This is a genomic window from Cellulomonas sp. NTE-D12, from assembly GCF_027923705.1.
GTDB lineage: Bacteria > Actinomycetota > Actinomycetes > Actinomycetales > Cellulomonadaceae > Cellulomonas.
Genome location: NZ_AP026442.1, coordinates 3,474,566 through 3,488,461 on the forward strand (window position 1 = coordinate 3,474,566; position 13,896 = coordinate 3,488,461).

A 13,896-nucleotide genomic window follows, 5' to 3' on the forward strand; every position below is an offset into this window, starting at 1 on the left:
CAACCGGTCCGCCGGCGGTACCTGTCGGCCACTGAGGCGCGGGCGGCCGACGCGGGTAGATCAGGGCAAACAGGTGCCGTTGCGCAGCGTGTGCCCGGTGTACGTACACCAGGCGTACAGCGTGAAATGCCTGCCCACTCCCCCCGCCACCCGCGCCCGACAGGCAACGGGTCAGAGAGGCAACCGGTCAGCGAGGCAACAGGTCAGAACGGGTGCAGCAGGCGGTGCACGAACTGCCGGGTGCGCTCGTGCTGCGGCTCGCGCAGCACCTGGTCCGGCGGGCCGATCTCCGCGATGCGGCCGGCGTCGACGAACGCCACCCGGTGGGCCACCTCGCGGGCGAACTGCAGCTCGTGCGTGACGATCATCATGGTCCAGCCCTCGTGCGCCAGCTCGAGGATCAGGGACAGCACCTCACCGACCAGCTCGGGGTCGAGGGCCGACGTCGGCTCGTCGAACAGCAGCAGCTGCGGCCGGAGCGCCAGTGCGCGCGCGATGCCGACCCGCTGCTGCTGACCTCCGGACAGCTGCACGGGGTACACGTCCCGCTTGTCGGCCAGCCCCACCCGGTCGAGCAGCGCCTCGGCGTCCCGCACGGCCTCGGCGCGCGGGCGCCGCTGCACCACCACGGGACCCTCGATCACGTTCTGCAGCACGGTCTTGTGCGGGAACAGGTGGTGGTGCTGGAACACCATCGCCGACCGGTCCCGCAGCGCGTGCACCTCACGACGGCCGGGACGGGCGCCGAAGTCGACGCGGGCGCCACCGGCGATCTCGATCACCCCGGAGTCGGCCGTCTCGAGGCCGTTGAGGCAGCGCAGCAGCGTCGTCTTGCCGGAGCCCGACGAGCCGATCACAGCGAGCACCTCACCGCGGTGCACCGTCAGGTCGACGCCGTCCAGCACGCGCACGGCACCGAACGCCTTGTGCAGATCGGTGACGGTGACGAGCGCGGGGCCGACCTCGGCCCGGCTCGGAGGCACCGGACCGTCCGGGACCGCGGGATCAACGGGCGACATGACGCTCCAACCGGGTCTCCAGGCGGGCCTGCCCCGCGGACAGCACCAGGCAGATCAGCCAGTAGATCAGCGCCGCCTCCAGGTAGAGCAGCATGAACTCCTGGCTGAACGCCGCGATCTTCTGCGCCTCCCGGAACAGCTCCGTGACCAGGATCAACGACGCCAGCGAGGTGTCCTTCACCAGGCTGATGAACGTGTTCGACAGCGGCGGCACGGACACGCGCGCCGCCTGGGGCAGGATGATCCGCCCCAGCGCCCGCCGGTGGGACATGCCGATCACGTAGGCCGCCTCCCACTGGCCCTGCGGCACGGACAGGATGGCCGCCCGGACGATCTCGGCGGCGTACCCGCCGACGTTCAGCGAGAACGCGAGGATCGCGCTGGGCCACGGGTTGATCACCAGCCCGATCGAGGGCAGCCCGTAGAAGATGACGAACAGCTGCACCAGCAACGGGGTGCCGCGCACCACCGAGACGTAGACGCGGCCGACGCCGCGGGCCACCGCGTTGCGGGACAGCCGCATCAGCGCGATGCCGACGGCGATCACCATGCCGCCGACGAAGGACAGCGCGGCCAGCGGGATGGTCCCCCGGACGGCACCGAGCGCGATGGTCGGTGCCGACGCCAGGACCAGCGGCCAGTCGACCGTCGACAGGGCTCCGCCGGGAACCGTGGTGGGCAGCACGGCGGGCAGTACCGCGGGCAGGGCGGCGTGCACGGCCGCCAGCACGGTCGGGAGGGCCATCGGCTACCTGGTCACGTCGGCGCCGAAGTACTTCTGCGAGATCGACGTCAGGGTGCCGTCGTCGGCCAGCTGCTTCAGGGCCGTGTCGATCGCCTGGGTCAGGGCGGTGGCGCCCTTCTTCAGCGCGACGGCGCTCTGGCTCTTGTCGGTGGTCTCGGCGGCGATCTTCAGGCCGGACTGGCCGTTCGTCTTCACGTAGTCGAGGTACGTCAGCTTGTCGTTGATCGTCGCGTCCACGCGCCCCTGCTGCACCAGGGCGACGGACTGCGCCCAGCCCTCGACCGACTGCACGTCGGCGCCGCTGGACTGCGCGAGCTTGTACCAGTTGCTGGTCAGCGACTGGGCGGTGGTCTTGCCCTTGAGCGAGTCGAACGACGTGATCGACGTGTTGTCCTGCTTCACGACGATGACGCCGGTGGAGACGGTGTACGGCGTGGAGAACTCGTACTTCGCCTGACGCTCGGGCGTGATGGACACCTGGTTGGTGATCGCGTCGAACCGCCCGGCGTCCAGCCCGGCGAAGATCGCGTCCCACTGGGTCTCCTGGAACGCCGCCTTGACACCGAGCTTGCCGGCGATGGCCCGCGCGACCTCGACGTCGAACCCGGTCAGGTCGCCACCGCCGGCGGCGTGGAAGCTGAACGGCTTGTAGGTGCCCTCGGTGCCGAACGTGATGACGCCGGCCTTCTGCACCTTGGCCAACGACTGGTCGGCGCCGGCGGCCGCGGTCCCGGACGCCGCGGAGCCGGTGGCGGACGCCGATCCCGACCCGCCCGTGGAGGAGCAGGCGCCCAGGCCCACCACGAGGGCGGCGGCGATCAGGGCGGTGCGCAGATGACGGGCGTGCATGGGGGTGCCTCTTCTCGGTGGAGCGGGCCGTGGTGGCCCTGCGGAGCTGTGTCACAGACGGACGGACTCCTGGGAGTCGATCCTGCGGGGCGGTTCCCGGTGCCGCACGCGGTGGTGCCGGCAGGTGGAGCTGCGAGGGGAACCTGAGGGACGAGATCGTCCGGGGCGCCGCTCGACGGCGGCGCGGGGGTCGCTCAGCGGCGACAGCAGAGGCGACGACACGCACCCGCCACGGCCGCAGCCGTGGTGGTGAGGTCGTCGCGCATGCCGCCATGGCAGCACACGATGCCCACGCCTCGGAACGCCATCTCCCCTGGTGAGACGGAGTCGTCCGCGTCCGCGCGTAGGGTCGGCCCGTGATCCGCTCGTTCGTCCAAGAGTTCGCCTTCGACCCCGCCGTCGTCCAGCTCAACCACGCGTCGTTCGGCGCACCGACCCGTGCGGCGCTGACCTGGCACGACGCGGTGCGACGGGCCGGCGAGGCGGACACGTCCACGTCGCTGGGGGTGGCCCTGCAGGACGACCTGCGGCGGGTGGGTGCCGTGGTCGCGGGACTGATCGGCGCGGACCCGGCCGACGTCGCGATCGTGACGGCGTCGACGGAGGCGTCCGGGGCGCTGTCGACGTCCCTGCCCCTGGCGGCCGGCGACGTCGTGGCGCTGACCGACGGCGAGTACGAGTCGGTGATCCGCGCCTGGCAGGTGCGTGCCGAGGCGGTCGGCGCGACGGTGCTGCGGCTGCCGCTGCCGGTGCCGGCAACCTCCGCAGCGGTGACCGACCTGTTCACAGCCCTGCCGGCGCGGACCCGGTACGTGGTGCTCAGCTCGATCACGTCGTCCACCGCCCTGCGCATGCCGGTGGCGGAGGTCGCCCGCCTCGCGGCGGATGCCGGGGCGACGATGGTGGTCGACGCGGCCCACTCCGTCGGCCACGAGCCGCTGGACGTGTCGACCCTCGGCGCCGCCGCCGTGTACGGGTCGCTGCACAAGTGGCTGCCGGTGCCGCGGCCGCTCGGCTTCCTCTGGGTGGACCGGGCCCTGGTCGACGTCGTGCGGCCGGCAGCCGTCGCGCTGCACCTCGACGAGCCGCTGCTGCAGCGGTTCGGCTGGCGCGGCACGTGGGACCCGGCGCCGGTCCGCGGGCTGGAGCGGGCGCTCGACGAGTGGCGGACGTGGGACGACGGCGGCCGGCTCGATGCTGCCGCGGCGCTGGCCGACCGCGCCGACCAGCTGCTCACGGACCTCGGCTGGGTGCCGACCGGTGAGCCCTCGATGCGCCCGGCCCGGCTGCGCGGCTTCGTCGTCCCGACGCCGCTGCCCGTGCTGCGGGAGGCGCTGGCGGCCGCCGGGGTGCGGCTGTGGACCGGCGCCCTGCCGGACGGCCGCACGGCCGCTCGTCTGGCGACGCACGTCTACACCGACGAGACGGACCTGCACCGCCTGGCAGCCACCGCCCGCACCCTCCCCTGACCCGCCTGGCTCCGGCCCGAGATTGCGCCCTGCGCCAGCCGGTCCGCGCTGAGATGAGCACCTCGCACCGAGATGAGCACTTCCAACTGCTCATCTCGGTGCGAAAGTGCTCAGCTCGCGGCGCGCGGGAGCGGGATCGGGTCGGCGCGCGGGAGCGGGATCGGGTCGGCGCGCGGGAGCGGGATCGGGTCGGCGCGCGGGAGCGGGATCGGCCGCGGCGAGGTCGACGGCTGCGGCGGGCGGCTGACGGGACGGGAATCATGGGACGTCCCGTGCGGTTCGCTCTGCACGTGAGCCTCCTCTTCGCGCCGCTGACCCTGCGCGGCACCACCGTCCGCAACCGTGCCTGGCTGTCGCCGATGTGCCAGTACTCCGCCGTCGACGGCGTGCCCAACGACTGGCACCTGGTGCACCTCGGCGCCCGTGCCGCCGGCGGTTTCGGCCTGGTGCTGACCGAGGCGACCGCCGTGACCGCCGACGGCCGGATCAGCCCCCAGGACACCGGCTTGTGGAACGACCAGCAGACCGCCGCCTGGGCGCGCATCACCGACGTGATCCACGCACGCGGCGCCGTGGCGGGCGTGCAGCTGGCCCACGCCGGCCGCAAGGCGTCCACGTTCCGCCCGTTCCACGAGGGCCACGGCAGCGTCCCGGTCCCGGACGGCGGCTGGGGCACCGTCGCCCCGTCGGGTGTGGAGTTCCCCGGCTACGAGGCCCCGCGCGAGCTGTCCGACGACGAGGTCGCCGCGATCCCGGCCACGTTCGCGGCCGCCGCCCGCCGCGCGCTGGACGCCGGCTTCGACGTCGCCGAGGTGCACGCCGCGCACGGGTACCTGCTGCACCAGTTCCTCTCACCGCTGTCCAACCACCGCACCGACCGCTGGGGTGGGTCACCCGAGAACCGGGTGCGCCTGCTGCACCAGGTGGTGGACGCCGTCCGCGCGGTGTGGCCGGACGAGCGGCCGGTGGTGGTGCGGCTGTCCGCGACCGACTGGACCGAGGGCGGCCTGACGGTGGACGACGTGGCCGAGGTGGCCCGCGGACTGGCCGCCCGTGGCGTCGACCTGGTCGACGTGTCCACCGGCGGCAACGTGCCGGCGCAGATCCCCGTCGGCCCCGGGTACCAGGTGCCGGCCGCCCGCCGCATCCGCGAGGTGTCCGGTCTGCCGGTGTCCGCCGTCGGGCTGATCAGCGCCGCGACGCAGGCCGAGCAGGTGCTGGTCGAGGGCTCGGCCGACGCCGTCATGATCGCCCGCGCGGCGCTGCGCGACCCGTCGTGGGCGCTGCACGCGGCCGCTGAGCTGGGCGTGACCCTGCCGACCCTCGAGCACGTCGGTGCCGACGCCCGCGTCGCGCCGGGTCAGCCGACCGGCTGGCCGGTGCAGTACGAGCGGGCGGTGCGCTCCTGACGCGCTGACGCCGGAGCCCGCGCCCTCGCGGTGCGCACGGCGTCGAGCGCGCGGACGTCGACCGGACCAGGACGCCACGGAGGCCGCCCGCTGAGCGGGCGGCCTCCGCCGTCGGCGGTCGAGAGCCGCGTGCACGGGTCGGGACCCGCGTCTGTCCGGGTCCGAGGACCCGAGCTGGTGGACCGGTCAGCGACCGGAATCCCTGCCGGGGCTGTCCTCCGGCACCTCGTAGCCGGTCTCCGGCAGCGGCAGCCCGTCCGGGCCGGTGCCCGACCGCGGGCCGGGGCTGTCCTCCGGCACGTCGACCCGGTCCTCCGGCACCGGCACCCCGCCGACCGTCCCGGACGCAGGACCCGGGCTGTCGATCGGCACCTCCTCGAGCAGCTCGTCCTCCGGCACACCCAGGGGTCCCGTGCCGGACCGCGGGCCCGGGCTGTCCTCCGGCACCGAGCCGACCCACTCCTCGCCCTGGCCGGCGGCCGTCCGACGACGCAGCAGCTCCTCCTCGGGCGTCACCGGCTCCTCGTTGATGCTCACCACACGCCTCCATCAGATCGGTCGTGCACTGGTTGCTCGTTGCGGTGCCGGGCACGGTCGGCGGCCCTCTCGGCCGGCGGCCGGCTCGTCATCGGCGCCCTGTCCCCCGTCGTCCCCCGACGGGTCACGCGCGGGCCGACGGGCCCGCGTCCGTCTCGGGGACGTCCGCGACGTCGGGGTCCAGCTCGTCCGCGCGGCGGAGTCGCTCGTCGACCGAGGCCCGGCTCTCGTCCAGGCCGTCCGAACGGACCTGCGCCTCCTGCTGCAGCCGCGCGGCCTCCGCCGCCCGCGTCTGCGCCTCGGCCTGCGCCAGCCGAGCGTGCGCGTCCACGCGGGCCGCCTCCGCCTCGCGCCGCTGCAGCTCGATCCGGTCCGCCTCGGCGTCCTCACGGATCCGCTGCGCCTCGGCACGGCGCCGGTCCTCGGCACCCGCGGACCGCGACCGCGCGATCCAGATGCCGAGCAGGATCAGCACCACGACGACAACGAGCACGATCCACAGGGTCTGGTTCATCGTCACGCGCCTCCCTCATCTCGCTGGTCCCCCGGCGTCTTCGATTGGACGCGCCGGTCTGCAGACCCGCAACCGGAGAAGACGTCTGCCCTGGTCAGCGACGTGGGCCTGCGCGGGCCTACGTGGAGCGTCGCGGCTGGCCGTCGGCGGTCAGGACGACGGCCAGCCCGAGGGTGGCGCCACCGAAGCCGGGGGCGTGTCGGTGGTCCGGACGACGATGATTCCGGCCGCCGACGGCGGTCGATCCGATGAACGGGGGCGGTCCGCCTCCACGACGCGAGGAGCTCGACATGTCCGTGGTGCTCAACCCGTACCTCTCGTTCCGTGACAACGCCCGCGAGGCGATGGAGTTCTACCGGTCGGTGTTCGGCGGCGACCTGCGGGTCAGCACGTTCGACGACTACCACGCCAGCCCGGACCCGTCGGAGGGCGGCAAGGTGATGCACGCGATGCTCGACACACCGTCCGGCCTCACGCTGATGGCGGCGGACACGCCGAACTCGATGCCGCTGCCGGAGGCGTCGGCGTTCTCCATCTCGCTGAGCGGCGCCGCGTCCGACGACGAGGAGCTGCGGCGCTACTGGGCCGGCCTCTCCGAGGGCGGCACGGTCACCACGCCCCTGGAGAAGGCGCCGTGGGGGGACGCGTTCGGCATGTGCGTCGACAAGTTCGGCGTCACGTGGCTGGTGAACATCGCCGGGGAGGAGACGCCGTCGGCCTGACGGCGTGTCAGCGGCGGGACCGCAAAACACTCCCGTCACACGGCCTGGCTATCGTGGCGGACGACCCTGGTCGACGCAGTCGGCCGACCGGGCCGTCCGCCGTGCCCGGCCTCCCGCAGGACCGGTCACGGGCAGCCCTCGACGAAGGACCCGTCATGAGCACCGGCGTTCTGGTGATGATCGACCGACCCGCACTCGGGCAGACCGGTGACGGTCCTGCGTTCCGCGCCGCAGCCGCCGACTCCCCGCAGCTGCGCGTCACCGACCTGGGCGCCACCCGCGGCGACGGCATCTTCGAGACGGCCGCGATCCGCAACGGCCGGGTGCAGGCGTCCCGGGAGCACCTGGAGCGGTTCGCCCGCTCGGCGGCGATGCTCGACCTACCGTCGCCGGACCCGGACGTCTACCGCGCCGCGATCGAGCTGGGCATCAGCCTGCTCCCGGACGCCTCGGACGCCTCGGTGAAGTACGTGCTGACCAGGGGCGACGAGCACGACGCCGCCACCGGACCCACCGGCTGGGCGTTCCTGGACGCCAGCGAGGACTTCTCCGACGCGCGCGAGCGCGGCATCGGCATCGCGCTGCTGTCCCGCGGCTACGCCCTCGACGTCGCGGAGACCGCACCCTGGCTGCTGCAGGGCGCCAAGACGCTCTCCTACGCCGTGAACAAGTCGGCGCTGCGCGAGGCCGCCCGTCGCGGTGCCGAGGACGTGCTGTTCACCACCACCGACGGCTACGTGCTCGAGGGCCCGACGTCCAGCGTCGTGCTGCGGCTCGGCGACGAGCTGGTGACCACCCCGCCGGACGCCGGCGTGCTGCCCGGCACCACGCAGCAGGGCATCTTCGAGTACGCGCAGAGCCTCGGCCTGCGGACGGCGTTCCGCGACCTCCGCGTCGAGGAGATCGCCGACGCCGACGCGCTGTGGCTGACGTCGTCCGTCCGGCTCGCCGTGGCGGTGCGGGCGGTCGACGGTCAGGAGCGGCCGGCGGACCTCGAGCTGACCCGGAAGATCAACGAGTACCTGATCTCCCGCACCGACTGACGCACCGCCCCTCAGCCGGCGGTGAACCGCTCGCTGCGGAGGGTCGCGCCGGCGAGCCACTCGTCGTCCACCTGCGTCCCGAGGCCCGGCTCGGTCGGCACGGTCACGCGACCGGCGCGGGCGACGACCGGCGGCACGACGACGTCGCGCGCGTAGTACTTGTCCGACCCGGAGACGTCGGACGGCAGCGTGAACCCCGGCAGCGCCGACAGCGCCACGTTGGCGTACCGGCCGACGCCGAACTCGTGCATCCCGCCGCACCACACCGGCCACCCCGCGGCCTGCGCGGCGTCGTGGGCGGCGACCGCCGCGGTCAGCCCACCCATCCGGGACACCTTGATGTTGAGCACCCGCCCGGCCTGCAGGTGCACCGCGAGCGCCAGGTCGGCCAGGGTCTCCACCGACTCGTCGAGGCAGACGGGCGTGCCGACCGACGCGGCGAACCGCGCGTGCGCCAGCAGGTCCCGCGGCGCGAACGGCTGCTCGATCATCGTCAGCCCGTACCCGTCGAGCGCCCGCAGCGCCGCGAGGTGCTCGTCGGACTCCGTGTAGACGCCGTTCGCGTCGACGTGCACGTCGAGGTCCGGCCACGCCGCCCGGACCGCCCGCACCGGCTCGACGTCCCACCCGGGCGCGATCTTCAGCTTGACCCGCGGGTAGCCGTGGCCGACGTGCACCGCGACCTGTGCCAGCAGCTCGTCGACGGTCGGCTCGATGCCCAGCGACACCCCGGCCACCACCTCGGTGCGCGTCCCGCCGAGCGCGGTGGCCAGCGGCACCCCTGCGGCACCGGACCACAGCGTCCACGCCGCCATGTCGACGCCGGCCTTGGCGAACTCGTTCCCGCGCACCCGCCGCCACAGCGCGGAGACCTGCGCCGGGTGGTCCCACGTCGCCCCGAGCACCGCGGGCAGCAGGTAGCCGGCGGCGACGGTCCAGCAGGTGTCGACGTTCTCGGCGTTGTAGTACGGGGCCGCCGGCGAGGCGATCTCGCCCCAGCCGGCCGCGCCCGACTCGTCCTCGAGGCGCACCAGGACGTGGTCGAGGTGACCCTTGCGGTGCGAGCTCGTCTGGAACTCGTGCACCAGGTCCAGGCGGACCAGGTGCAGGCTGGCGGCGACCACGCGCACGGCGGCTCCTTCGGGTGGGTCGGGGCACGCCACGACCGGAGGGTTCGCGGCTCGCCGCCGCTACAGGTAGAGGTCCAGGTCTGCGGCTAGCTCGTCGCGGGCGGCGATCCGGCGGCGGGCCCCCTTGGCGGAGGCCGCCGCGAGGGTCGCGAGCAGGTGCGACACGGCGACGACGGCGGTGGGCGAGTCGGCGAAGGACGCGGAGTCGGTGGTCACCACGACGGTCTGGTGGGCGATCGAGGCCAGCGGCGCGTCCACGTCGTCCGTGATGGCGACCAGCGTGCCGCCCGCGGCGACGAACGCCCTGGCCAGCGCCACGGTCTCGCGGCGGTACCGGCGGAAGGAGAACGCCACCAGCACGTCGGTCGGAGCCACCTCGGCGAGCACGTCGAGGGCGCGCACGGTCGCGTCGTCCACCAGGTGCACGTGCGACAGCCCGACGGACAGGTCCGCCGCGAGCAGCGTCGCGTAGGCCAGCGACTTGGCGGTCCCCGCGACGTACCGGCGACGAGCGGCGACGACGAGCGCGGCGGCCTGCGGCAGCGAACCCTGCTCGACCACGGCGGCGAGCGCGACGGGCAGGTGCGCCGTCTCCTGGCCGACCACCCGCCGGATCAGCACCTCGGCCGAGGGGCGGCCGGCCAGCCGCTGCGCGAAGCGCTCGTCGGGGCTGTCCGGCCCGTGCCCGACGGCGCGTTCCCCGGCGGGCTCGGCCGCGGTCGACCCGGACGCGTCCGACCGTGCCCCGGTCCGCGGGTGCGGCGCCCCCGCGCCACCGGCAGCCGTCCGCCCGCCGGCGGCGGAACCCGCCCCGGCGCCCGCGGCCGGGGTCGCGACGCCCTGCTGCCGCAGCGTCGTCGTGCTGGTCATCAGCTCTCCCTCTCGAACCGGTACACGCTGGTCGCCACGTCGAGCCGGCGGCACGACACGGCGACGCGGCCCTCGTCGATCAGCGCCCCCAGCGCCTCGCGCAGCCGCGCCCGCACCGTGGCCGCCGCGGCGGGGTCGGCCGCGGCCAGCTCGCCGATGCGCGCCGGGAGGGGAAGGTACACCGACCCGTCGGCCCGCACCGGCACCCCCCAGTGCCGCCCCTCGGCGGAGACGGCCGGCGGCGGCGGGTCGGTGTGGCCCACGCCGGCGGTGGTCGGCGTCGTGTCGGTGACGTCCCACTCGACCACCAGCCGGTCCGACTCGGGCCCGTAGAAGTCCGGGTGGAACCAGCGCGCCCGGGCGCCGAGCACGTCGAGGTTGAAGTGGGCGTTGCGCGCGATCGCCGGGTCGTACGCCCAGCGCATGTGCCGGGCGCCGTGCTCGAGCGCGATGCGCGCCTGCTCCCGCTTGAGGCGACGGCCGAGCCCCCGGCCCTGCGCGGAGGCGTGCACCACCGCCGCCTGCGAGTAGTGGTAGGCCGTGCCGTCCCGGTCGACGCCCGGGAACCCGTACGCGAACGCGACCACGTGACCGTCCGGGGTGAGGACGCCGACCACCGACCCGCCGTTCGCTGCCAGTGCCGACAGCAGCCGGGGGTTCACGCCGTGCGCCGGGTCGGTGTACCCGAACACCTCCCGGTACAGCTGGGCGGCCTCCTGCAGCAGCACCGGGTCGGACATGCCGGTGACCAGCAGCCCGTCGTCGTCCGGCACGCTGGCAGGCACGCTGCCCGGCACTCCCCGCTCTGCTGCCCCGTCTGCTGGCACCGCACCCACCGTCCCGACGTCCTCGACCGCACGGCGCCGCACGGTCGCACGGCCCCGGCCAACGGCGCTGGCGGCTGATCCGGCATCATACGTCGCGTTCGTCGTACTCGTTACGCTCGTTGCCTCGGGATCAGGACGGGCATACGTTTCCTATCCATGACCACCGACCTCGGTGCCGCCCTGCGCGACGCCACGCTGGCGTCCGCCGACGCCGACCTGGAACGCCTCGTCGCCTACGCCCGTCACGAGACGCCCACCGGCGACCGCGACGCGATCGACGCCTTCGCCGACACGGTGGCCACCGACGCCGTCGCCCTCGGCGCGACCGCCCGGCGGCTGCCGCTGCCGCACGGCGACGCCCTGCTGGTGGAGCACCCCGGCAGCGGCGCCCGTGCCGACCTGCGTCCCGCCCTGCTGCTGGGGCACCTGGACACCGTGCACCCGGTCGGCTCGCTGGCCGGTGCCGTCCCGCTGCACACCGCGGGCGAGCTGCTGCACGGGCCGGGCGTGCACGACATGAAGGGCGGCCTGGTGGTGGTGCTCGCCGCCTGGGCGGCCCTGGCGGCGGTCGGTGCGCCCGCCCGCGCGGTGCGCCTGCTGCTCACGCCCGACGAGGAGATCGGCTCCCCCAGCTCGGGACACCTGGTCACCGCCCAAGCCGGTCAGGTCGCCTACGCGCTGGGCCTCGAGCCGCCGCACCGGGACGGCGCCCTGAAGACGTCCCGCCGCGGGTCGACGCGGTGGCGGCTGCAGGTGACCGGCCGTGCCGCGCACGCCGCGCTCGACCCGGAGTCCGGGGTGAACGCGATCGACGAGCTGGTGGACCAGCTGCTGGTGCTGCGTGCCGTGGCGGCGGAGCATCCGGACGTGCTGGTCAACGTCGGCACGGTGGACGGCGGTGGGCGCACCAACGTCGTGCCGGATGCCGCCGAGGCGGAGGTGGGGCTGCGGTTCGTCGACGCCGCCACCGAGACGGTGGTGCTCGACCGGTTGGCGACGCTCCGGCCGGTGCGGGACGGGGCTGTGGTCGCCCCACGGGTCGTGTCCCGACGGCCGGCCTGGGGTCCCAGCACCGCCACGGAGCGGCTGCTCGAGGCGGTGGCCGAGGCGGGGCGGACGGTCGGTCAGGACGTCGTCGGCCGCCCGGCCGCCGGTGCCGCCGACACCAACCTCTCGGGCGCCGCGGGCATCCCGTCGCTGGACGGCTTCGGTCCGGTGGGAGGCGGCGCCCATGCCGCCCACGAGCACGTGCTGATCGCGTCCCTGGCGCAGCGCGCCGCCCTGCTGGCGGCGGTCCTCGCGACCGCCTGACGTACCCCCACCCCCAGCGGGGCCGAGACGAGCACATCGGACCCGACCTGAGCACTTCTGCGTGCTCATCTCGGTGCGATGCGCTCATCTCGCACGGATACGCCCACCCGCACCGTGAGCCGCGACGGCCGAGTGGGCCGAAGGGCCCACCCCATCGGGCAGCGGGATGGCAACGGGCTCGCGAGCCGACGCCTCGTCGTGAAGTACTGGGCCTATCGTCCCGGGACCCCCGTGCGACCAGGTGCGAGCCTGCCGAGCATGGCCGTCACCCGCGTGGTCCGCACCGTCCGGCACGATCCTGCGGACCGGCCCCTGCTGGTCATCTGGGAGGCCACGCGCGCCTGCGCCCTGTCCTGCGTGCACTGCCGCGCGGAGGCCCACCCGGCCCGTGACCCGCGCGAGCTCGACACCGACGAGGCCACCGAGCTGATGCGCCAGGTCGCGTCCTTCGGCAAGCCGTCGCCGATCTTCATCATCACCGGCGGCGACTGCTTCGAGCGGCCGGACCTCTTCGAGCTGGTGCGCCGCGGCCGCGAGCTGGGCCTCTCGATGGCGGTGTCACCGTCCGGCACGGCCAAGCTGGACCGGGCCGCGCTGATCGGGCTGCAGGAGGCGGGCGTCACCGCGATGTCGCTGTCGCTGGACGGGGCGACGGCGGCGGTGCACGACGGGTTCCGCCGGGTGCCCGGCACCTTCGACCGGACGGTGTCGGCCTGGGAGACGGCCCGCGAGCTAGGGCTGAAGGTGCAGGTCAACTCGACGATGTCGAGCCGCACCGTGCACGAGCTGCCGGACCTGGCCCGGCTGGTCCGCGAGCACGGCGCCATGACGTGGAGCGCGTTCATGCTGGTGCCGATGGGCCGCGGCGTGGACCTCGGGGTGCTCAGCCCGCAGCAGGCCGAGGACGTCATGAACTACCTGTACGACCTGGGGCCGTACGTGCCGGTCAAGACGACCGAGGGCCACCACTTCCGCCGCGTCAACCTGCAGCGCCACGTGCTCGAGCAGAGGGGGGTCGACCACGTGAGCGCGCTGGGCCTCGGGGACCTGTACCGGGAGCTGACCGAGCGCACCGCGGCGTTCGGCTGGGGCGACGGCGACCGCAACCGCCGCCCGCCGGTGAACGTGAACGCCGGGTACGGGTTCGTGTTCGTCTCGCACACCGGCACCGTGCACCCGTCGGGCTTCCTGCCCGTCTCGGCCGGCGACGTGCGCGAGCAGCCCCTGCCGAAGATCTACCGCACGTCCCCCCTGTTCACCGGCCTGCGCGACGAGCACCGCCTGACCGGCCGGTGCGGCGACTGCGAGTTCGGCCGGGTGTGCGGCGGCTCCCGGTCCCGGGCCTACGCCACGTCCGGCGACCCCTACGCCGAGGACCCGCTGTGCGGGTACCAGCCGGGCAGCTTCCCGTTCGCGGACGACGTCACCGCGCTGCTGGCATCGTGAACGCC

14 protein-coding genes are annotated in these 13,896 nt (G+C 74.4%); 6 read left to right on the forward strand and 8 right to left on the reverse strand.

Annotated elements, in window-relative coordinates; all coding sequences use genetic code 11:
* Positions 1-203: 203 nt before the first annotated feature.
* Genes QMF98_RS16065 through QMF98_RS16075 form a run of 3 tightly spaced genes read right to left on the reverse strand, consistent with a single transcriptional unit; the run spans position 204 to position 2,613 of the window.
* On the reverse strand, positions 204-1,019 hold the full coding sequence (locus QMF98_RS16065; RefSeq protein ID WP_337973917.1) for an amino acid ABC transporter ATP-binding protein: 816 nt from the start codon (positions 1,017-1,019) through the stop codon (positions 204-206).
* Positions 1,006-1,764, reverse strand: a complete 759-nt coding sequence (locus tag QMF98_RS16070; RefSeq protein ID WP_337973918.1) for an amino acid ABC transporter permease — start codon at positions 1,762-1,764, stop codon at positions 1,006-1,008. Before QMF98_RS16070 ends, QMF98_RS16065 begins: the two co-directional genes overlap by 14 nt.
* Positions 1,765-1,767: 3 nt before the next feature.
* A complete protein-coding gene (locus QMF98_RS16075) occupies positions 1,768-2,613 on the reverse strand; it encodes an amino acid ABC transporter substrate-binding protein (RefSeq protein WP_337973919.1) in 846 nt (281 codons plus the stop codon).
* Between the two features lie 356 nt (positions 2,614-2,969).
* Between QMF98_RS16075 and QMF98_RS16080 the strand changes: the two genes are divergently transcribed.
* Complete coding sequence (locus QMF98_RS16080) at positions 2,970-4,082, forward strand: aminotransferase class V-fold PLP-dependent enzyme (RefSeq protein ID WP_337973920.1); 1,113 nt, start codon at positions 2,970-2,972, stop codon at positions 4,080-4,082.
* 290 nt (positions 4,083-4,372) lie between these two features.
* Positions 4,373-5,491 carry an NADH:flavin oxidoreductase/NADH oxidase gene (locus QMF98_RS16085; RefSeq protein WP_337973921.1) on the forward strand — a complete coding sequence of 373 codons (1,119 nt, stop codon included), beginning with the start codon at positions 4,373-4,375 and terminating at the stop codon, positions 5,489-5,491.
* 186 nt (positions 5,492-5,677) lie between these two features.
* On the opposite strand, the gene QMF98_RS16090 is transcribed toward QMF98_RS16085, so the two are convergent.
* Both QMF98_RS16090 and QMF98_RS16095 read right to left on the reverse strand, forming a co-directional pair.
* On the reverse strand, positions 5,678-6,028 hold the full coding sequence (locus tag QMF98_RS16090; protein WP_337973922.1) for a hypothetical protein: 351 nt from the start codon (positions 6,026-6,028) through the stop codon (positions 5,678-5,680).
* A gap of 124 nt (positions 6,029-6,152) precedes the next feature.
* The gene (locus tag QMF98_RS16095) at positions 6,153-6,542 is read right to left on the reverse strand and encodes a hypothetical protein (protein WP_337973923.1); all 390 of its coding nucleotides are present in this window, start codon (positions 6,540-6,542) and stop codon (positions 6,153-6,155) included.
* Between the two features lie 290 nt (positions 6,543-6,832).
* Between QMF98_RS16095 and QMF98_RS16100 the strand changes: the two genes are divergently transcribed.
* Together QMF98_RS16100 and QMF98_RS16105 are read left to right on the forward strand one after the other, a co-directional pair.
* The gene (locus QMF98_RS16100; RefSeq protein ID WP_337973924.1) at positions 6,833-7,264 is read left to right on the forward strand and encodes a VOC family protein; all 432 of its coding nucleotides are present in this window, start codon (positions 6,833-6,835) and stop codon (positions 7,262-7,264) included.
* A 155-nt stretch (positions 7,265-7,419) separates the two neighbouring features.
* Positions 7,420-8,307, forward strand: coding sequence for an aminodeoxychorismate lyase (locus tag QMF98_RS16105; RefSeq protein WP_337973925.1), 888 nt, complete (start codon positions 7,420-7,422; stop codon positions 8,305-8,307).
* A gap of 11 nt (positions 8,308-8,318) precedes the next feature.
* Here the strand turns inward: QMF98_RS16105 and menC are convergent, their stop codons facing one another.
* Genes menC through QMF98_RS16120 form a run of 3 tightly spaced genes read right to left on the reverse strand, consistent with a single transcriptional unit; the run spans position 8,319 to position 11,092 of the window.
* Positions 8,319-9,437: an o-succinylbenzoate synthase gene (menC, locus tag QMF98_RS16110; RefSeq protein WP_337973926.1), complete on the reverse strand. Its 1,119-nt coding sequence runs from the start codon at positions 9,435-9,437 to the stop codon at positions 8,319-8,321.
* Between the two features lie 60 nt (positions 9,438-9,497).
* Positions 9,498-10,307, reverse strand: coding sequence for a MurR/RpiR family transcriptional regulator (locus QMF98_RS16115; protein ID WP_337973927.1), 810 nt, complete (start codon positions 10,305-10,307; stop codon positions 9,498-9,500).
* Positions 10,307-11,092: a GNAT family N-acetyltransferase gene (locus tag QMF98_RS16120; RefSeq protein ID WP_337973928.1), complete on the reverse strand. Its 786-nt coding sequence runs from the start codon at positions 11,090-11,092 to the stop codon at positions 10,307-10,309. Before QMF98_RS16120 ends, QMF98_RS16115 begins: the two co-directional genes overlap by 1 nt.
* Before the next feature lie 198 nt (positions 11,093-11,290).
* Here QMF98_RS16120 and QMF98_RS16125 point away from each other — a divergent pair, with 198 nt between their 5' ends.
* On the forward strand, positions 11,291-12,445 hold the full coding sequence (locus QMF98_RS16125) for a M20/M25/M40 family metallo-hydrolase (RefSeq protein ID WP_337973929.1): 1,155 nt from the start codon (positions 11,291-11,293) through the stop codon (positions 12,443-12,445).
* A gap of 258 nt (positions 12,446-12,703) precedes the next feature.
* Positions 12,704-13,891 (forward strand): TIGR04053 family radical SAM/SPASM domain-containing protein, encoded by a 1,188-nt coding sequence (locus tag QMF98_RS16130; RefSeq protein ID WP_337973930.1) that lies wholly within the window; start codon positions 12,704-12,706, stop codon positions 13,889-13,891.
* Positions 13,892-13,896: the final 5 nt, after the last annotated feature.

Coding starts and splice junctions, on each gene's coding strand:
- QMF98_RS16065 (WP_337973917.1), bottom strand. CDS start 1,019: ATGTCGCCCGTTGATCCCGCGGTCCCGGACGGTCCGGTGCCTCCGAGC.
- QMF98_RS16070 (WP_337973918.1), bottom strand. CDS start 1,764: ATGGCCCTCCCGACCGTGCTGGCGGCCGTGCACGCCGCCCTGCCCGCG.
- QMF98_RS16075 (WP_337973919.1), bottom strand. CDS start 2,613: ATGCACGCCCGTCATCTGCGCACCGCCCTGATCGCCGCCGCCCTCGTG.
- QMF98_RS16095 (WP_337973923.1), bottom strand. CDS start 6,542: ATGAACCAGACCCTGTGGATCGTGCTCGTTGTCGTCGTGGTGCTGATC.
- QMF98_RS16100 (WP_337973924.1), top strand. CDS start 6,833: ATGTCCGTGGTGCTCAACCCGTACCTCTCGTTCCGTGACAACGCCCGC.
- QMF98_RS16105 (WP_337973925.1), top strand. CDS start 7,420: ATGAGCACCGGCGTTCTGGTGATGATCGACCGACCCGCACTCGGGCAG.
- QMF98_RS16115 (WP_337973927.1), bottom strand. CDS start 10,307: ATGACCAGCACGACGACGCTGCGGCAGCAGGGCGTCGCGACCCCGGCC.
- QMF98_RS16125 (WP_337973929.1), top strand. CDS start 11,291: ATGACCACCGACCTCGGTGCCGCCCTGCGCGACGCCACGCTGGCGTCC.
- QMF98_RS16130 (WP_337973930.1), top strand. CDS start 12,704: ATGGCCGTCACCCGCGTGGTCCGCACCGTCCGGCACGATCCTGCGGAC.